General features: G+C 55.4%; 17 protein-coding genes. 8 read left to right on the top strand and 9 right to left on the bottom strand.

Going from position 1 to position 17701, the window contains the following annotated elements; genetic code table 11:
* Positions 1-837, bottom strand: an 837-nt coding sequence (gene xseA / locus GHO42_RS18670; protein WP_178114933.1) for an exodeoxyribonuclease VII large subunit, incomplete at its 3' end; no start/stop codon positions are given.
* A gap of 80 nt (positions 838-917) precedes the next feature.
* On the opposite strand from xseA, the gene GHO42_RS18665 reads away from it, so the two are divergent.
* The 4 genes from GHO42_RS18665 to guaA all read left to right on the top strand — a co-directional run bounded on the left by GHO42_RS18665 (position 918) and on the right by guaA (position 5694).
* The gene (locus GHO42_RS18665; RefSeq protein WP_133144813.1) at positions 918-1661 is read left to right on the top strand and encodes a sulfite exporter TauE/SafE family protein; all 744 of its coding nucleotides are present in this window, start codon (positions 918-920) and stop codon (positions 1659-1661) included.
* Positions 1662-1711: 50 nt separating this feature from the next.
* Positions 1712-2260 carry a sugar ABC transporter ATPase gene (locus tag GHO42_RS18660; protein WP_133144814.1) on the top strand — a complete coding sequence of 183 codons (549 nt, stop codon included), beginning with the start codon at positions 1712-1714 and terminating at the stop codon, positions 2258-2260.
* 283 nt (positions 2261-2543) lie between these two features.
* Entirely contained in the window at positions 2544-4013 is a 1470-nt protein-coding gene (guaB, locus tag GHO42_RS18655; protein WP_016779630.1) for an IMP dehydrogenase, read from the top strand.
* Between the two features lie 103 nt (positions 4014-4116).
* Positions 4117-5694, top strand: coding sequence for a glutamine-hydrolyzing GMP synthase (gene guaA, locus GHO42_RS18650; RefSeq protein ID WP_095001455.1), 1578 nt, complete (start codon positions 4117-4119; stop codon positions 5692-5694).
* 270 nt (positions 5695-5964) lie between these two features.
* Here the strand turns inward: guaA and GHO42_RS18645 are convergent, their stop codons facing one another.
* The 5 genes from GHO42_RS18645 to GHO42_RS18625 all read right to left on the bottom strand — a co-directional run bounded on the left by GHO42_RS18645 (position 5965) and on the right by GHO42_RS18625 (position 12011).
* On the bottom strand, positions 5965-6132 hold the full coding sequence (locus GHO42_RS18645) for a hypothetical protein (RefSeq protein WP_232286833.1): 168 nt from the start codon (positions 6130-6132) through the stop codon (positions 5965-5967).
* Between the two features lie 88 nt (positions 6133-6220).
* Complete coding sequence (locus tag GHO42_RS26205) at positions 6221-6532, bottom strand: hypothetical protein (RefSeq protein ID WP_010655636.1); 312 nt, start codon at positions 6530-6532, stop codon at positions 6221-6223.
* Positions 6533-7033: 501 nt separating this feature from the next.
* A complete protein-coding gene (locus GHO42_RS18635; RefSeq protein ID WP_095020377.1) occupies positions 7034-8494 on the bottom strand; it encodes a hypothetical protein in 1461 nt (486 codons plus the stop codon).
* Positions 8491-10089, bottom strand: coding sequence for a VPA1262 family N-terminal domain-containing protein (locus tag GHO42_RS18630; protein WP_010655638.1), 1599 nt, complete (start codon positions 10087-10089; stop codon positions 8491-8493). Before GHO42_RS18630 ends, GHO42_RS18635 begins: the two co-directional genes overlap by 4 nt.
* Before the next feature lie 1046 nt (positions 10090-11135).
* Positions 11136-12011 (bottom strand): LysR family transcriptional regulator, encoded by an 876-nt coding sequence (locus GHO42_RS18625; protein WP_010655639.1) that lies wholly within the window; start codon positions 12009-12011, stop codon positions 11136-11138.
* A gap of 132 nt (positions 12012-12143) precedes the next feature.
* On the opposite strand from GHO42_RS18625, the gene lldD reads away from it, so the two are divergent.
* Complete coding sequence (lldD, locus tag GHO42_RS18620; RefSeq protein ID WP_003443295.1) at positions 12144-13283, top strand: FMN-dependent L-lactate dehydrogenase LldD; 1140 nt, start codon at positions 12144-12146, stop codon at positions 13281-13283.
* Between the two features lie 13 nt (positions 13284-13296).
* On the top strand, positions 13297-14325 hold the full coding sequence (locus GHO42_RS18615) for an FUSC family protein (protein ID WP_133144815.1): 1029 nt from the start codon (positions 13297-13299) through the stop codon (positions 14323-14325).
* Between the two features lie 507 nt (positions 14326-14832).
* Here the strand turns inward: GHO42_RS18615 and GHO42_RS18605 are convergent.
* Genes GHO42_RS18605 through GHO42_RS18595 form a run of 3 tightly spaced genes read right to left on the bottom strand, consistent with a single transcriptional unit; the run spans position 14833 to position 16064 of the window.
* Complete coding sequence (locus tag GHO42_RS18605; RefSeq protein ID WP_133144817.1) at positions 14833-15375, bottom strand: hypothetical protein; 543 nt, start codon at positions 15373-15375, stop codon at positions 14833-14835.
* Positions 15376-15400: 25 nt separating this feature from the next.
* Positions 15401-15727 carry a hypothetical protein gene (locus GHO42_RS18600; RefSeq protein ID WP_133144818.1) on the bottom strand — a complete coding sequence of 109 codons (327 nt, stop codon included), beginning with the start codon at positions 15725-15727 and terminating at the stop codon, positions 15401-15403.
* Between the two features lie 25 nt (positions 15728-15752).
* Positions 15753-16064 carry a hypothetical protein gene (locus GHO42_RS18595; protein WP_095018343.1) on the bottom strand — a complete coding sequence of 104 codons (312 nt, stop codon included), beginning with the start codon at positions 16062-16064 and terminating at the stop codon, positions 15753-15755.
* Between the two features lie 116 nt (positions 16065-16180).
* Here GHO42_RS18595 and GHO42_RS18590 point away from each other — a divergent pair, with 116 nt between their 5' ends.
* Positions 16181-16738 (top strand): hypothetical protein, encoded by a 558-nt coding sequence (locus GHO42_RS18590; RefSeq protein WP_133144819.1) that lies wholly within the window; start codon positions 16181-16183, stop codon positions 16736-16738.
* Positions 16739-17040: 302 nt separating this feature from the next.
* Positions 17041-17697 carry a trypsin-like peptidase domain-containing protein gene (locus GHO42_RS18585; RefSeq protein ID WP_095001449.1) on the top strand — a complete coding sequence of 219 codons (657 nt, stop codon included), beginning with the start codon at positions 17041-17043 and terminating at the stop codon, positions 17695-17697.
* Positions 17698-17701: the final 4 nt, after the last annotated feature.

The following is a 17701-nucleotide window of genomic DNA, read 5'->3' as shown; positions in this document are numbered from 1 at the left end:
GATGCGCCGTTGCAGGTCGCTTGAGTCCGGTGCCAGCAGCTCGGCCGCGGCCGAAGGCGTGGGCGCGCGCACGTCTGCCACGAAGTCGGCGATCGAGACATCGGTTTCGTGACCCACGGCACTGACGACAGGGGTAACGCAGGCATCGATGGCGCGAGCCACGGCTTCTTCGTTGAAACACCACAGGTCTTCCAGCGAGCCGCCGCCGCGGGCCAGGATCAGTGCGTCAAAGCCCCGTGCATCGGCCAGCTTGAGGGCACGGACGATTTGCGCCGTGGCTTCGCGGCCTTGAACGGCGGTGGGGATCAGGGTCAGTTCGACTTGTGGCGCACGGCGGCGGAACACGCTGATGATGTCGCGAATCACCGCGCCGGTGGGCGAGCTGACAATACCGATGCGCTGCGGGTGAGCGGGCAGGGCGACCTTGCGTTCGGGGCTGAACAGGCCTTCGGCGCCGAGCTTTTCCTTGAGTGCATCGAAGGCCAGGCGCAGTGCGCCGTCGCCGGCGGGTTCTACAGTGTCGAGGATCAACTGGTAATCGCCACGGCTTTCAAACAGCGAGACCTTGCCGCGCACCTTGACCGCCAGGCCATCCTTGAGCGCCTGACGAACCCGCGCAGCGTTATTGCGAAACAGCGCACAACGCACCTGGGCGCCGCTGTCCTTGAGGGTGAAATATACGTGGCCAGAGGCCGGGCGGGCGAGGTTGGAGATTTCGCCTTCTACCCAGATATTGCTGAACACGTCTTCGAGCAGCACCCGCGCCCGGCCATTGAGCTGGCTGACGGTCAGGACTTCCCGGTCGAGATTGAGTCTTGCAAAGGGGTCTTTAATCATGCGGGTCATCATAAGGGCGGATTGTTATCACTGCACCTGTCTGATAGAAGTCTGCGCACTAAAAACAAGGAAGCAGAGCAATGGATTTGCCGTTTAGTGGTGGTGAGTGGGTGCTGCTGGAGCTGGCCATTGCCCTGGCCTATATCGTCTTTGGTGTGGCCGGGTTCGGCACGGCGCTGGTGGCCGGGCCGATCCTGATTCTGTGCCTGCCGCTGTCGAAAATCATCCCGCTGCTGGTGCTGCTGGATTTTGTGGCGGCCTTTGGTAACTGGCTGCCGTCGCGCCGGGATGTGGTGCGATCCGAGTTGCTGCGCTTGCTGCCGTGCATGGCGATCGGCTGTGTGGTGGGCGTGGTGTTTTTGCTGAACCTTAAATCCGACCTGTTGTTGCTGTTGATGGGGGTTTTTATCACCGCTTACGCCTTGTACAGTTTGGCGGTGAAGGTGAAGCCGGCACGGCTCGCTGCCGGTTGGGCCATCCCCACGGGTATCACCGGCGGGTTGTTTGGTGCGCTGTTTGGCAGTGGCGGTTTTTTGTATGCGCTTTATCTGAATGCCCGCTTGCCCAAAGACGCTGCCCGCGCCACCCAGAGTGCGTTGATCAGTTGCAGCACCGTGGTGCGTCTTACGTTGTTCGTGCTTGCCGGTGTGTATGCCGATGGCGAGCTGTTGTTGCTTGGCGCCTGCCTGTTGCCGGCGATGGCAATGGGACTGTGGGTTGGCCGCCGGCTGACGCGCAAATTGTCCCGCGAGGCGTTTGTGCGGCTGGTAACGTGGCTGGTGCTGGCCAGCGGCATTGCGCTGATTGCGCGTTACCTGAGTTAAACTGCGTGGCTGAACCCTGTAGTCGCTCTTATCCATATGTGCCGTACCCCATGAACTCGCAAAGCATCATCGTTCCAAAAATCTCCACCTTGCCGGTGCATGAGCCGCGTGCCCTGGCCATCGTGCGCTGGCTGGTGCGCAAGAACATCATCGAAGAAGAGCTCACCACCTGCGGCCGTACTGGCAATGGCATGGCCTACGCCATCGCCCCCGGTGCCCGTGAAGTGGTGCTGTACCCCGAGGCGCTGCCTTTCGGGCAGCCGGTCAATGGCCTGGAGATCATCACCAAGCGCTGCATCTACACACCGGCCAAAGGTTTTCTTGAAGAAGCCGGTTGCGCCGAGTGCCGCAAGGAAGTGGGCGAGGCACTGTTTGAAAGCCTCGAAGACTGGATGCCGGGGCGTACCGACAACTTCATCTGTCCGCTGTGCGCCCACGAAGACGACATCAACGGTTTTCTGTTTTTACAGCCGTGTGCGTTTTCCAACCTTGGGTTTATTTTCAATAACTGGGCCGAGGCTGGATTCAAGCAAAGCTTTCTCGACGAGTTCGCCGACTGGCTCGACCAGCCGGTGGCGTGGGTGAAAGTCGAACTCTGAGGTGAAAATTCCGTAGCAGCTGCCGAAGGAACGAGGCTGCGTTCGATTGCGAAGCGATCGTAAGTCCGGGGCACGCGGTTCAGCTGAAAAAACGCGTGCTATGGATTTACGACGGCTACACCGCCGGACGCAGCCTTCGGCAGCTGCTACGGTTCAATTTCTGCCTTCAAAGTCAGCTAATCATTGGCCCTTAGCGCAAAACTCTCTAAAGGTTTCCGTTGAGAGATCCAGGGGTTTTGAGTACAATGGCGCGCTTCCATTTTCCCGCTCGGGAGCCCCAGCGATGCTGCGTATCAGCCAAGAAGCACTCACATTCGATGACATCCTTCTCGTCCCCGGTTATTCCGAGGTTCTCCCGAACGAAGTCAATTTAAAGACTCGTTTGACCCGTGGCATTGAACTGAATATTCCGCTGGTTTCCGCTGCAATGGACACCGTAACTGAAGCCCGTCTGGCAATCGCCATGGCTCAGGAAGGCGGTATCGGTATCATCCACAAGAACATGACCATCGAGCAGCAAGCTCACGAAGTTCGCAAGGTCAAGCGTTTCGAAGCCGGCGTGGTTAAAGAGCCGATCACTATCGAGGCTGATGCCACGGTACGTGAGCTGCTTGAGCTGACCCGCCAGCACAATATCTCCGGCGTTCCGGTACTGCACAATGGCGACCTGGTCGGCATCGTGACATCCCGTGACGTACGCTTTGAAAACCGTCTGGAAGCTACCGTTCGTGACGTGATGACGCCTAAAGAGCGTCTGGTTACGGTCAAGGAAGGCGCCGACAAGGAAGAAGCCCGCGAGCTGTTGCACAAGCACCGTATCGAGCGCGTGCTGATCGTCGACGACAACTTTGCCCTCAAGGGCATGATGACCGTTAACGACATCGAAAAAGCCAAGGCTTACCCGTTGGCCAGCAAGGACGACCAGGGTCGTCTGCGCGTAGGCGCTGCGGTCGGTACCGGCAAGGACACCGCTGATCGCGTGGCCGCCCTCGTGGCTGCCGGCGTTGACGTGGTGGTAGTCGACACCGCTCATGGTCACTCCAAAGGCGTGATCGACCGCGTTCGCTGGGTCAAGCAGAACTTCCCTGAAGTTCAGGTCATTGGCGGCAACATCGCCACTGGCGCTGCTGCCCTGGCCCTGGCTGAAGCCGGCGCTGACGCAGTTAAAGTCGGTATCGGCCCGGGCTCGATCTGCACCACCCGTATCGTTGCCGGTGTTGGCGTTCCGCAAATCAGCGCGATTGCCAATGTGGCCGCTGCCCTTGAAGGCACTGGCGTACCTCTGATCGCCGACGGCGGCATCCGTTTTTCGGGTGACCTGTCCAAGGCCATCGTTGCCGGTGCTTCCTGCGTGATGATGGGTTCGATGTTTGCCGGTACTGAAGAAGCACCGGGCGAAATCGAGCTGTACCAGGGCCGTTCGTACAAGGCTTACCGCGGCATGGGTTCGCTGGGTGCGATGTCGCAATCCCAGGGCTCCTCTGACCGTTACTTCCAGGACTCCTCCGCGGGTGCCGAGAAGCTGGTGCCGGAAGGTATTGAAGGTCGCGTGGCGTACAAAGGCTCGCTGACGGCGATTATTCACCAACTGATGGGCGGTCTGCGTTCTTCGATGGGTTACACCGGCTGTGCCGACATCGAACAAATGCGTACCAAGCCCGAGTTCGTGCGTATCACCGGCGCTGGCATGGCTGAATCCCACGTCCACGACGTGCAGATCACCAAGGAAGCACCCAACTATCGCGTAGGTTGATAGTGGTCGCACCCGGGTTCACACCCGGGTGCGATACGAATTAAGTCACCGGGGCTGTTTGATTCAGCCCCGTGTCGTTTCTGAAATTAATCGAGATTTTGTCATGGCCCTCGACATTCACGCTCACCGCATCCTGATCCTGGACTTCGGTTCCCAGTACACCCAGCTGATCGCCCGCCGCGTGCGCGAAATCGGCGTTTACTGCGAACTGCACCCGTTCGACATGGACGACGCAGCGATCCGCGAATTCGCCCCTAAAGGCATCATCCTGGCCGGTGGCCCGGAGTCGGTACACGAAGCCGGCAGCCCGCGCGCCCCACAAGCTGTATTTGACCTGGGCGTACCGGTTTTCGGTATCTGCTACGGCATGCAGACCATGGCCGAGCAACTGGGCGGCAAGGTTGAAGGTTCCGAGCTGCGCGAGTTCGGTTATGCCCGCGTCGACGTGGTTGGCAAAAGCCGCCTGCTGGACGGCATCGAAGACCATATCGATGCCGACGGCCTGTTCGGTCTGGACGTGTGGATGAGCCACGGTGACAAGGTCACCAAAATGCCGTCCGACTTCCACATTCTGGCCAGCACTCCAAGCTGCCCGATTGCCGGCATGTTCAGCGACGAGCGCGGCTACTACGGCGTGCAGTTCCATCCGGAAGTGACCCACACCAAACAGGGTGGCCGCATCCTGTCGCGCTTTATCCTCGACATCTGCGGCTGCGAAGCCCTGTGGACGCCGTCGAAAATCGCCGAAGACGCGATTGCCAACATCCGTGCCCAGGTTGGTACCGACAACGTATTGCTGGGCTTGTCCGGCGGCGTTGACTCCTCGGTAGTAGCAGCTTTGCTGCACAAGGCCATCGGCGACCAGTTGACCTGCGTATTCGTGGACAACGGCCTGCTGCGCCTGCACGAAGGTGAGCAAGTGATGGCCATGTTCGCCGAGAACATGGGCGTCAAGGTGATCCGCGCCAACGCTGCCGACCAGTTCCTGAACAACCTGGCTGGCGAAAGCGACCCGGAGAAAAAGCGCAAGATCATCGGCCGTACCTTTATCGACGTGTTCGATGCCGAATCCTGCAAGCTGGAAAACATCAAGTACCTGGCCCAGGGCACCATCTACCCGGACGTGATCGAGTCGGCTGGCGCCAAGAGCGGCAAGGCTCACGTCATCAAGTCGCACCACAACGTGGGCGGCCTGCCGGACGAAATGAACCTCAAGCTGGTTGAACCGCTGCGTGAGCTGTTCAAGGACGAAGTCCGTCGTCTGGGTCTGGAACTGGGCCTGCCGTACGACATGGTCTACCGTCACCCGTTCCCGGGCCCGGGTCTGGGCGTGCGCATCCTGGGTGAAGTGAAAAAGGAATACGCCGACATCCTGCGTCGTGCTGACCACATCTTTATCGAAGAGCTGCGCAAGGCTGACTGGTACCACAAAGTGAGCCAGGCATTTGTAGTGTTCCAGCCGGTTAAATCGGTTGGTGTTGTAGGCGATGGCCGTCGTTACGCCTGGGTAGTTGCCCTGCGTGCCGTAGAAACCATCGACTTCATGACCGCGCGTTGGGCTCATCTGCCTTACGAACTGCTGGAAACCGTCAGCGGCCGGATCATCAACGAAATCGAAGGCATCTCCCGCGTAACTTATGACGTGTCGAGCAAGCCGCCGGCAACGATTGAGTGGGAGTGAGGTTTGTTTTCAACTATCTGATTTTATTGTAAAAAATAAGAATTGATAGTGATCTTTACTACGTCATCAATGGCGTTTTTAATGGCGCCCATCGTACGTATGTGAGAGAGCTACATCGATACCATGTCCCGGACAAGGAATGCCGGCATGGTATCGAGAGCGCTTAGCAGCGCAGATGTCAGCAATAACTGTTTGCCCATCTCCCCCTATGGTGTTGGCGTGTGTTTTGAAGAACTTTACGCGCAGCATTCAACCCGCGCAGATTTCCGGCTAGAAGTTATCAATCGCGTTGCACATCGACACCTTCCCTGCTGGCTGCGGTTGGACCATCGCCCACTGCTTGCCGCCCGCCTCCAATTCATCCAGCTGGAACGAACAGTCCGCCGACATGGTGGCCTGCACCATGTAGTCCACGCCAGGCCGAGGCACAAAGGTCATGGTCTTGGCACACTGCAGCCAACACCAATGCTGTGCCATACAGTCCGTTGCGTAGATTGTTCATTCCCTGTGTCCTTTTGGTGATGGATTAACGGCGGCCGTCGCACACCGGCGATTCGCCAATACGACCGAGCTTGCACATGTCCAAGTTATCTTTGCGTTTGTAGCCTGCGTCTTTCATGCAATAGAAGTTCAGTAACCTCACATCGATTGGCGACCTGTCTCCCGCGCCATCAACATTGGTATATCCGCACGCACGCATCGCAGCAATGATCCCGGTCTGCGATACGCCCTCCTTGTACCATTTTGTGTAATCAGGAGCCGGCGGTTGAAATCCCCTTCCCGTGCAGCCAACCAGTAACACAGCGCAAAAACTCAGCAATAGGCTCCTCGTGAACATTGCGTTCTTCCTTATGGGTTGACTCGGATAAGTGTGAGACGCCGTAGGGTGAGTTGCTCTTGAAGGGCTTGCAAGCGGTCCCGCCACCCTCATAGCGGTTATGCACTGTTTGATTGCCGTCCAGTACGTCAAGTCATTCCCATAGACGAGCGTGTTTCAGCTTATGAAGCATTGGTCCATTTACCAGCATTTCACTGACCGTGACTCCTGGTCTGCGAGTACTTTCAAGCATTGGATCTTGAGTCAATATGGGATAAGTGCGGTATTGGCAGACGGGTCAATTCCCCAGCCGATCACTACATCGCATGAATGATGCAGTGCTCGTGAAAACAGGTTTTCGTCTATGGTGTTTTCGTGGTATCAGCAGAGATGATCAAAATAAAACTATGATTTATATTGGTTTTTTAAGATTGTTTATGTTCGAGTGGGAGTGACCCCTTGTAGCTAATATCCAAAAGCCCGCGTGATAGTGGGCTTTTGATTTTTTGAGGATACAGCTGCTTAGTCGATTTGAGGTCTGCCGTACTTGAGGATCACATAGGCTTCCTTGTCTGGATCGAATGGTAGTCGCATTGTGGGCTTTTCATCGATCCAGTCAGCGTCTGTGCCCTCGATACTGATTGCCAAGAAAAGGGGCTGCATTTCCGATAGCACTGCGTTCCACTCAGAGAGACAGTCCGTGATCCCGGGGTGCCAGTTGTTTTCCACGGTCTGAAGCTTCTCAATGAGTGAGGCAATCATGTGCTGCCTCTGGTCACCGTCGAGGCATTCGACGGCATAACCTACTAAAGCGTAATCCAACTCACACCGAGAGATCTTAATGAGGCTGTCAGCAGTCCCGTTCAGACCGTACCCCCAGCACATCCAACGCTGAAAAGCAAAATTCCACAAAGCTTTGCGCTTCTTGGCTATGGCCCTGTCCCGGAAGGCCCGGAGACATTCTGCGACTGAAAATCGGGTCTGTTGACCAGACCAGTGCAGGCTAATCGCATCAACGTAGGCTTGAAGGGCAGTATCGTTCGCATCAGCAAGAGCGCAACCGAGAGGCGTCTGTAATTCTGGAAATCGCGAAGGAAATAAGTTGAACACGTGCATCCAGGCAGCCCAGCGCGGCTTATCTTTCGAGACATTTTCCAAGATTTGGACCAGAGACTTCTTGGAATCTTCACTGAGCGGCTCGCGGTTAGACCTAAGCGACACAGATATGTAAGTCGTTGCGAACTGGACATGAGGGTTGGTCGATCTAGAGCCGAGGCGTAGTGCTGCATTGGGGGGGAGCGATAGCACGACGCTCATGACCGGTGCGGTCTGCCGCAGACCCGAGATGGCCTGCACCAAGCGTTCTGGTGCAAATCTGTCGAGACATTGGGCAGTCTGCGCAATGGCAATGCTCGGAAAAAATCCATCCTCGATCAGTCGCCAGCCTTGTGCGATTCCGATCCAATCGCTTTTGGCATCAGCTTTTTCAAACTTTTCGACCGCTTCCAACTCCCAGATTGGAGGCGCTAAGCCCTTAGTTGTGAAGCTCATCGTCAGGCCCTCAATGACTCTCTCGAGCGAAGCGAGTAGTCCATCGTTGGGCCTGAAGTCATCTGGCACGGTGCTCCAGAAATTCGCCTCCATCGTTGTGAACTGTCCGACGACGAAGAGGGCGACCAGCCGGGTACGGCTCGGATCAGCGCTTACGTTCCAATCGGCGCCTTCTTGGATGATCCACCGAAGCAGGCCGGTGAGTTTGTCGAAGTCCTCACCGCTCGGAGGCTTGCCGCGTCGGACCAACTCGACGAAGGAAAATTGAGATCGGATCGCGTCAAATAACTCGTTGCAGGCATCCCAATCAGAAATTGCATGAAACGGATCGGATTGCGCTTCGATTGCCGCAAGAAGAGAGTTGGGGACTTCGACCGCCCCAGGTCGCGTAGCTTCCGCCATAGCCGAGAGAAGAACATCCGCAGCGTTCATGACGGCCTCCTCCAAATTAGATGATCCTGTCCGCCGAGTAGCTCCCAAAGGTCGGTGAAGGCATCCACCACAAGCTGAGCATTGTCGACCTTCTGCAGGATGTGATGCGCCGTGCCCACGGAGTTTACCGAGGTGCCGAGCGACCAAGCCATTGCCCCATCTGGGCCGGATGGAAAGATCAGGAACCTATCGTGGAAGTCCCAGCCCGCCGCGCCCTTCTGTACTCGAAGTTCGAGTTTCAGGCCCCGCCAGTTGCTTTGACATTCATCAAGTGTTTGGCGGATTTTGTCGCTAGGGCCGGCTTTGGACGTCGTCAGACCGCGAAGGTCCACGCCTTGATAGGGGCAGTAAAACAGCGTTTCAAGTATCTCGTTGGCTGAAAGATATGGGTCCCACAGCCACGCGCCTTTTTCGCCGTAGGCAATGATTAGCGCGCGAAGGTCATCCAATGCCTTTCGGCGGCCTGCGTTTTTATCACCACGTGTCGGACGGTATTGAACAAAGCGGCGCTCGGCGGCGAGCCGATTGGCTTGCTCTGCGTACATCCGCTTCGCTGTCCATCCCCCGTTGTCGTCCGGCTGCGGGTCGCCGACGATACTGTGATTTGAAAAGGCAGTCATACCGACGCGTCGAGAGTCCCAACTGCCATCCGGTTTTTTGACCGAAAAGGTGCGTGGCTCCGGATCGGGTGAACGCATGTTGAATGAAATGGTAGAGATAAAAGAGCCTGCGCCGGAGGCGACGAGGAGCGTGCTGCTCTGTTCGTCCCAGATGAAGCCCCGATGCAGCCCACGGCCAGCACGCATCGGGAGAGGGGTGATCCTTTCTTTTAGTCTTGCTGAAGCAAAGCCAGTGATGATGTCGTCGTGTTCCAATTCGCAGACTGCCATCAAGGGACGCGGGGAGGCCTTAGGATGCCAGGCATGTTCGACTTGAAAATCGCCATCTTGAAGCTTTTCGAATTTCGCCATCAGCACAGTGATCGGAAGCTGGACCGCCAAGTTGCCGAGCCGGTCTGACATTGTGGCCAATTGGAGCGGGATATATTTCTCGATCTCTGCCGATAGCTCTTGCAACCGGCGAGGATCTGCGAAGAGCGGCGTCAGGGGTTCTTTCTTATGATCGGTCCATTCAAATAGGTGCGAGCCGGTCCAGAAGTTGTTTTTGAGGAGTTTGTTCCATGGAACCGGCGCGCCATTGTCCGGCGGCACAAACTGTGCGGGCATCGGTAAAAGCTCGCCGATTTCGAGTTCATCGCCTGAAAGTTTCCATCCTTCCCCGGCCTCCAAAGCCGTGAGAGCCGGGATGAGCGTGCCGATCGCCACCGTGTAACGGCGGAGGCCAAAGCTCCAGCCATTGAGCGATTTGATTCGAATAGGTTTCGGCGTCAAGAAGCAGGCAGCCGCTGGCTCGAGATCAGATTGTTCCTCGGCAATCAATAGCGTGAAGATATTGATAATACCGTCATGATCGGGTCGACTGGCGTACAGCTCTGTACATTCGACATGGGTATAAAACCCGAGCGTGCCGGGCGTGAGAAGCTGGGTGAGCTCCGGCAACGGAGAGCGAGGCTCGGGTGGCTCGTATCGGTCCATGAGGGTATCTGCCTGGGCTCAAAAACTCTCATTATGTTCCAATTCGAGTGCCAAGCGCCTCGCTTGATGCTGTGCAGGCGTTTGGCTGAGTTACGTGCTCAAGACAGATCTATGAAATCAGGTTTTCTTAACATGGTATTACTCGTGGCATGGATCAGAAGCATGGTAGTTAACGACTGATTTATAAGGATATTTATTTATTTCTGATAATAGAGTGGGAGTTAGCCTGAAGTTGGTATATGCGAACTTAGTCGTTTTCTGATGTATATAGGGCCCGCGAATTGCGGGCCTTATTTTTGCAAGTCTGTAGTGAGGCGAGTATTCCCATTGTTGTGAGCTGTGCCCAGCGTTGGCTTGATTTTGGTTAGCCTAAACCGGTGTGAGTACCTGGTTGCTAAATTCATGAGCGCTTATCTGCGGAGTTTGATCGCAGCGTAGTCATATATGCCTCGTAAGTTGGCGCTGTTTTCTAACTCCATCTTAAAGGCACTCGTCATGCGATAAGCTGTCATGGTTTATCGCGGGTTATTCGCGGGTGACAAGGTCAATGACTTCAACACCAAGAAGGTTTTTAATGGCAGTCGGGAAGCAGGAAATTTAGACTCCAATACTAGTAGTGCGCGGACATCCTTTATCTGCGAATGCGCAAGTAGTACTGCCTCCATCACAGTCCGGTATTTTACGCACTGGAACAGGCCTCTAGTGATATCGGGGACCGAAGAGATTGAGAGGGGGTTGTGTGCTACGAAATCCTTTAATTTCTTATGGTGCTCGCTTTCACCTCCTCCGACGATTTGACAAGCCAACTCAAGAGCGTGCGAGAAATCGGTTTCGGTCAGTTCAAGGTCTAAAGTTTTTAGGACCTTGTCCCATTGTGGAAAAGTAAAAACGTGATTGAGTTCGGCTTTGACAATTACCTGCTTCTGATGGCGGGGCAGAGTAGCGAACTCTTCTTCCTTAACTAAAAACCACCCGACCCCTTCACCAGGTAGGCCGGTGTTTTTATTGACTACCAGCGCTTGGATATCCGAGCAAAAGCCATTGCACTATCTCAGCTCTTTGGCCAGATCTAACCAAGCCATTGCAGCCGGAGGCAAATGCGCACCGGCACGCCAAGCGAGTGCAATATTCCAATCCGTGTGTGGCTCTTCAAGAGGTACTAGAGCGATGCCCGCATGTTTATGTTTTTGCGCAAGCATTCGCGGTAAAAATGCCACCCCTAAACCTGCAGCTACCAGGTCGGCGATGAAATCAATCTGCCCGCTGCGGGCCGTCACCCGGGGCACAATCCCTCTTCGATCACAAGCGGCCATAATTAATGCGTTAAGCGCAAACCCCTCATCAAAGAGGATGAATGGCGAATCCGCCAGATCACTGAAGTTCATTCGCTTGCGTCGCGAAAGCGAATGGGCGCTAGGCAGCACAACCACTAAAGGCTCGTTGCGCACTTCCTGATAAGCGAAAGTTTCATCGATCGGAATCAGTAGTGCTGCCAAGTCCACCTCTCCGGCCTCCAGGCACTCACACAGTTTCTTACTACCGTGCTCTATCAGTTCTATATTCACCATCGGATAGCGGCTGCGATAAGTAGCAAACATCTCAGCGAACAATACCCCGGAGCCTACAGGCGGCAAGCCGATCCGCAGCGTACCGCCCTTCAGGTCGCGCAGTTCATTGATCTCTGCGATCAGATCGTTCCGCTCTGCGAGTAATACCAGTGCGCGCCGATAGGCAATCTCACCTGCGGCCGTCAACTCGCTTTTATGGCCGATACGGTTCAGCAGTGGCGTACCTAGCTCATCCTCGAGCGTCCTGACTGCCTTGCTGACTGAGGACTGAGTCAAAGACACAACCTCCGCAGCTTGGGAGAAACCTCCCTGGCGCACCACTTCTACAAACACCCGCAGCGTTCTGAGATTCATGTGTATTCCAATAGCGACTCAATTCGAGTAGAAAAAGTTGTTTTTATCATACTCAACAATCCCTTATCGTGAAATTCACTCAGCAACGTCCTACGTCGCTGAAATTTTCTAGAGACCTAGGAGTTGTAGATAATGATTATTTCATCGGCATCCGACTATCGCGAAGCCGCGAGACGCAAATTGCCGCGATTTCTGTTCGACTACATCGACGGCGGCGCCTATGCCGAACACACAATGCGTGCCAATAGCGCTGACCTCGCCAGCATCAGCTTGCGTCAACGCATCTTGAGAAATGTTGACAGTTTGAGTCTCAAGACGACGCTCTTTGGAAAGGAACAGAGTCTGCCGATCATCCTCAGCCCCGTCGGACTGACCGGTATGTATGCCCGTCGTGGTGAAGTACAAGCGGCCAAGGCTGCGGCCACGAAAGGCATTCCCTTTTGCCTGTCCACAGTATCGGTCTGCTCGATTGAAGAGGTTAGTTCCCAGAGTTCGCAATCGATCTGGTTTCAACTCTATGTGCTCAAGGATCGCGGATTTATGCGTAATGCCCTAGAGCGTGCTCAAGCAGCCGGCGTTACCACGCTGGTGTTCACCGTAGACATGCCGACGCCAGGCGCTCGTTACCGTGATGCCCACTCGGGCATGTCTGGGCCACTCGCAGCTTCACGGCGCATCCTGCAAGCCACCACTAGGCCGGATTGGGCGTTTAATGTCGGTATCCTCGGTCGTCCGCATGATTTGGGCAACATCTCCAAGTACCTGGGCAAAGCCACCACCCTGGAAGATTATGTTGGCTGGTTAGGCAATAACTTCGACCCCTCTATCAGCTGGAAGGACCTGGAATGGATCCGCGAGTTTTGGAAGGGCCCGATGATTATCAAGGGCATCCTTGATCCACAGGATGCCAAGGACGCAGTAAGTTTCGGCGCTGATGGCATCGTGGTCTCCAACCACGGCGGTCGCCAATTGGACGGTGTGCTGTCCACCGCTAGGGCTTTGCCTCCCATCGCCGAAGTAGTGGGTGATGACCTGACGGTGCTGGTGGACTCTGGCATTCGTTCCGGGCTGGATGTTGTGCGCATGCTCGCCTTAGGCGCCAAGGCATGCCTGCTGGGGCGCTCGACGGTTTACGCTCTGGCCGCCGACGGACAGCACGGGGTAGAGAATATGCTGGATATCTTCTCGCAAGAAATGCGCGTGGCAATGACGCTCACTGGTGTTACCTCGATTGACAAGATCGATCGAACCGCATTGGTTCCAGTTGAGTAATGAAGGTTCGATCATGTCGCAATCACTGACCGTTAAGATGTTGGAAGCGGTACGCAATGTACCGATTGGCTACGTAGTGTGTGGTGGTGTTGTCTGTACTGTGCCGGCGCTCCTCGCGGCTCGCTTACACAACCCCTTGTTCTGTTGGTCAGCGATTGCCGCATTCTGGAGCTATCTGTCGATTCCGAGCGATAAGTCCCCAAAGGGTTGTATCTTCGGCCTGGTTTTCGGCATCACCGGCGCCGTGGCGTCAGGGCTAGGTGCTTGGACGATGGTATGGCCGCAACTGGCTATAGCACTGTCGGCCCTCTTTGCGTTTGCTGGCGCTTACGCCCAGGTTTGCGGCGCGCGCATTAGCATTCCCGCTTTGCTGACAGCGACGGCATTTGCGGTATCCACTGCATTCCCGGCAAAGGACTTTGCCCAGGGATTTGCTTATGCACGTTACTTTCTATATGGCAGCCTATGGGCTACAGGCTCCGCATTGCTGTTCCAATGGTGTCAGTACGACCAGCCTGATGCTGCAAAGCGGCCAGTTTTATGGTCGGCACTCAGAACAAATTTCACACCGAAATCTAACTTCTTTCTGCATGGGCTTCGCGTTGCGCTGTCGGGAGCACTGTCAGTTTGGTTGGTTCAATTGTGGTCGTTGCATTACGGATACTGGATGACCCTTACGGTGTTTCTGATCATGCAGCCCTACATGCATTCAACGTTGAGGATGTCTCTGGAGCGAGTCGGCGGCACCTTCTTAGGGGGAGCCATTGCTGCCGTTCTTGGTTACGCAATCCATGATCCGTTTTTGTTGGCTGCACTGATACTGCCTGTTTCTATTGGCACCCTGGCAGGGCGCTCTATGAGCCACATCAGCTATTTGATGTTCCTCACTCCACATTTCATACTGGTCGCGCAGGTTGGCCAGTCAGGAGGATCGGAGCTGGATTTGGTATTTCTACGAATGCTCTACAGCACCGGTGGTGCACTTTTAGCGATCATCGCTTCGCTTGTGATTTTTCCTCGCTGGCAAACGGCTGAGCCGTAGAGGACTAGGGGAGTGTTTCCTAGACCGCCGGTTTGAAAGCCCCTTCCCGTGCAGCCAACCAGTAACACCGCGCAAAAACTCAGTAATAGGCTCCGCGTGAACATGGCGTTCTTCCTCATGGTTTGACTCGGATGTTTGTAGGCCCTGATCGTGCCGTAGTCACGTGCGCCCTATCAAAGAGCGCTATACCCCCTCTACAGGTGCTTGTCATGCGATGAGAGGCGGGAGGGCTGAGCATCTAGAGCGTCGTTCGGGAATGGTTCTTTTCATGGTATGCCTTTTGTTTTGTTTGATAGTTATCTGCTTTTAAAGGTTTTATTGCGCTTGTTGATAATAGAGTGAGAATAATCGGTAGGCCGGCATAGTCCGGCACCCGTGAGCAAGAACACCCTGAAGCCCGCTTAATTGCGGGCTTTTGGCTTTTTGGGTCTGGCAAATTCTGGCAGCTTTGTGCATCGCCAGGCGCCGTGTTTAGGTGGCTTGGTAATGGACCCGCGCTGATTTCGGCTAGAAGTTATCCATCGCGTGACACATCGACACCTTGCCATCAGGCTTCGGTTCGACAGCGACCCATTGCATGCCGTCAGCTGAAAGCTCATCCAGCAGGAATGAACAGTCCGCCGACATCGATGCCTGCACCCGGTAATCCACCCCGGGCCGAGGTACGAAGGTCATCGTCCTGGCACACTGCCGGGCATATTGCAGGCGCCCCAGGTAATGGAGCGCGATCGGCTTGTTCGCCGGCACTACCAGCTCTGACGAGACCGAACCTGCCAACGAATAGATCGGCCCGGCAATGCCGAGGTTTTCACCGTTATGGTCGGGGAAGCCGGATTTCGCCGACGCCATCACCCCCGCGCCGGGCACATTCCAGTCGAGGCAGTCACGCCCCGGCACGGCGCGCACCAGGCCGTCGGTGAGCAGGCGAATACGGGCAGTCTCGCCGCTCTGTGGCGGGATGTAGCCGGTGGACAGCGAACGCACGTTTGCCACCTGGCCGCAGCCGCTGAGCGCTAGCAGAACGGCGGGGATTACAGTGAACAGTCTCATCAGGCAATCGACTCGCAGGGGCAGGTTAAGGCTGGCGGCAGTTCTGGCTGACTGACAGATGCGGCGCAGGTTCATAGGTCACGCGCTGCAAACCATCGGCGTCCTGGAACAGGAAGTATTTGACGCGACAGTCCTTGAACATCGCTGAGTAACCCTCGGCCCGGAAGCCTTGGCCATCGACCTGTTTGGTCACGGTATTGTTGCGGCTGACCACCGCGAGCACACTCTGATAGCTGTCGCCCATGTTTACCCCAGGCTCGCCGGTGATCGCGGCCGAGGAGGCGCAACCACCCATTGCTGCTGCCGCCAACACCAGTACGGTGCCGTACAGTCCGTTGCGTAGATCGTTCATTCCCTGTTTTCCTTTTGGTAATGGTTTACCGGCGGCCTTCGCATACCGGGGATTCGCCAATACGGCCTTGCTTGCACAGATCGAGTTTATCCCTGCGCTTGAACCCGGCGTCCTTCATGCAGTAGAACCGCGTCAGCACAACATCGATCGGCGAGGTGTCTCCCACGCCATCAAGATTGGTATACCCGCAAGCACGCATGGCGTTGTCGACGCCTGATTGGGTGACCCCCTTTTTGTACCATTGTGTGTAGTCCCCGGGTGGTGGTTGAAAGCCCCTTCCCGTGCAGCCAACCAGTAACACAGCGCAAAAACTCAGCAACAGGCTCCTCGTGAACATGGCGTTCTTCCTTGGGTTTTGACGCGGGTAGAGTGTGATGCGCCAACATCGTATAGGGAACTTTCATTCAACAAATGGTTCCATACTGTCCTTCACTCAGACTGTTCAAGGATCGAATGAAAACTTATCTGGCAGTTCCGTTAGCAATCACACTCGCCCTTGTGATGACCGGTTGCAGTAGCCGTAAGGCGGGTGATCTCACTTCAACGCCGGTCGTGCCACTGGTCATGAATGACCATCAAGCCAGCTTGACCTTCCGTACCATCGGCGGGGAGGGTGATCACCCTGTCAGTTACATGTACGGGTATTCCGACGGTCGAATGGATGACGCGGGTGATCGTGTTTATGACACTGCTTACTTCAAGCGCATACCGGCCTATCTGAAGCGAATTGGCGGTGGCACTGACAGCATCAGCAAGCTGGTCGATGCAGACAAAGTGGTGCACGTGGAAGGGACGGTCAAGGCCAAGCAGTTCACCTTCAACGGTATTCCAATGCCTACGCCGTTCGACAAAGAGCAGCCTGTTGCGCAGCAATTCACCCCGCAAGCCAAGAAGAATTACGTGGTTGAAACCGTGATCGCTGACACTTGGGTGATGAACGTGTATGAAGTTTCTCCAACCGGTGAACGCAAGACCGTTGGCGCTCACAAAAATGATGGCGCCGCAGACTGATAGTGCATGAAAGGCCTTGAGCCCGGCTTGATATAAAAAAGCGATCAACCTTTACTGTTGATCGCTTTTTTTGTGGTCGGCGTTCTGAATCATCAAACTTCCGACGCCAATTATTTGAACGTGGCAATTGCTCGAAATGGCAATTGAGCTTAGTTCGATTGATTCATACGCGTTATTAAAACCTCATCCATAAATAATACATGCCTCAACCAAAACAATTGGTTAGGCGTGCTGTTTTTGCTGTAGTCAAAATACTGACAATCAAAGCCAGTCGCATCCTCCCTATAAGTCGGTGATTTATCATGATCAAGATCATGGCCTTCTTGTTAATAGGAGTTGTCACTGCAGGATGCAACGGATTCGTGAAGCCCGACTTGTCGGGGCCGGTCAATGAAGCTTACTTTCCCGTCTTTTCAGGCTTTCCCATGCCGTATATGTACATGGCCTCGGCCGTGCAATGGAATGAGGACTACGCCGTCACCACTGGGCATACCCCGTTTATCCCCAACGTTGCATACCGTTGCAGCACACGCTGCGATCTGGTCTTTATCAAGCATAAAGCCAATGGCCACTTCCCGGCATGGCGAGCGCCGCAGGTGGGAGAGAGCATCACGGCCGTGGGCGTGAGCCCTTACCTTGTGACCACGACGGGTAAGGGCAAAGTGTATAAAACCCCCTTCAGCAATACCGAAGATCACAGCGGTGACCTGTATGCCATTCATGATGCCCCGCTGGTCAAGGGCATGTCGGGTGGGCCGGTGATCGCCAGTGACGGTTGCGTGGTGGGGATCAATGCCGGTTTTTATTCGACCAGCCTGAACAGTGCTATTACGTTGCCTGAGCTGAAGAGCGCGCAGAGAGTGAGCATTTTTATCCCGTATTCGATTGTTGCCCGCGAATGGGGGATGTTGCAGGCGCAGCTTGATGGGGGGCGTGGGTCGAAGTTTGCGGCCAAGTAAAAAA

Source organism: Pseudomonas sp. FSL R10-0056, from assembly GCF_009600105.1.
GTDB classification, from domain to species: Bacteria; Pseudomonadota; Gammaproteobacteria; order Pseudomonadales; family Pseudomonadaceae; genus Aquipseudomonas; species Aquipseudomonas bubulae.
This window is presented reverse-complemented; position numbering and strand designations above follow the sequence as displayed.

What these genes read in the sequence shown, in the direction of transcription:
- GHO42_RS18635 (WP_095020377.1), bottom strand. Translation starts at nt 8,494, where the DNA reads ATGAACGCTGCGGATGTTCTTCTCTCGGCTATGGCGGAAGCTACGCGA.
- guaA (WP_095001455.1), top strand. Translation starts at nt 4,117, where the DNA reads ATGGCCCTCGACATTCACGCTCACCGCATCCTGATCCTGGACTTCGGT.
- GHO42_RS26205 (WP_010655636.1), bottom strand. Translation starts at nt 6,532, where the DNA reads ATGTTCACGAGGAGCCTATTGCTGAGTTTTTGCGCTGTGTTACTGGTT.
- GHO42_RS18660 (WP_133144814.1), top strand. Translation starts at nt 1,712, where the DNA reads ATGAACTCGCAAAGCATCATCGTTCCAAAAATCTCCACCTTGCCGGTG.
- GHO42_RS18585 (WP_095001449.1), top strand. Translation starts at nt 17,041, where the DNA reads ATGATCAAGATCATGGCCTTCTTGTTAATAGGAGTTGTCACTGCAGGA.
- GHO42_RS18600 (WP_133144818.1), bottom strand. Translation starts at nt 15,727, where the DNA reads ATGAACGATCTACGCAACGGACTGTACGGCACCGTACTGGTGTTGGCG.
- guaB (WP_016779630.1), top strand. Translation starts at nt 2,544, where the DNA reads ATGCTGCGTATCAGCCAAGAAGCACTCACATTCGATGACATCCTTCTC.
- GHO42_RS18645 (WP_232286833.1), bottom strand. Translation starts at nt 6,132, where the DNA reads ATGACCTTTGTGCCTCGGCCTGGCGTGGACTACATGGTGCAGGCCACC.
- GHO42_RS18605 (WP_133144817.1), bottom strand. Translation starts at nt 15,375, where the DNA reads ATGAGACTGTTCACTGTAATCCCCGCCGTTCTGCTAGCGCTCAGCGGC.
- GHO42_RS18625 (WP_010655639.1), bottom strand. Translation starts at nt 12,011, where the DNA reads ATGAATCTCAGAACGCTGCGGGTGTTTGTAGAAGTGGTGCGCCAGGGA.
- GHO42_RS18595 (WP_095018343.1), bottom strand. Translation starts at nt 16,064, where the DNA reads ATGTTCACGAGGAGCCTGTTGCTGAGTTTTTGCGCTGTGTTACTGGTT.
- GHO42_RS18590 (WP_133144819.1), top strand. Translation starts at nt 16,181, where the DNA reads ATGAAAACTTATCTGGCAGTTCCGTTAGCAATCACACTCGCCCTTGTG.
- GHO42_RS18615 (WP_133144815.1), top strand. Translation starts at nt 13,297, where the DNA reads ATGTCGCAATCACTGACCGTTAAGATGTTGGAAGCGGTACGCAATGTA.
- GHO42_RS18630 (WP_010655638.1), bottom strand. Translation starts at nt 10,089, where the DNA reads ATGGACCGATACGAGCCACCCGAGCCTCGCTCTCCGTTGCCGGAGCTC.
- GHO42_RS18665 (WP_133144813.1), top strand. Translation starts at nt 918, where the DNA reads ATGGATTTGCCGTTTAGTGGTGGTGAGTGGGTGCTGCTGGAGCTGGCC.
- lldD (WP_003443295.1), top strand. Translation starts at nt 12,144, where the DNA reads ATGATTATTTCATCGGCATCCGACTATCGCGAAGCCGCGAGACGCAAA.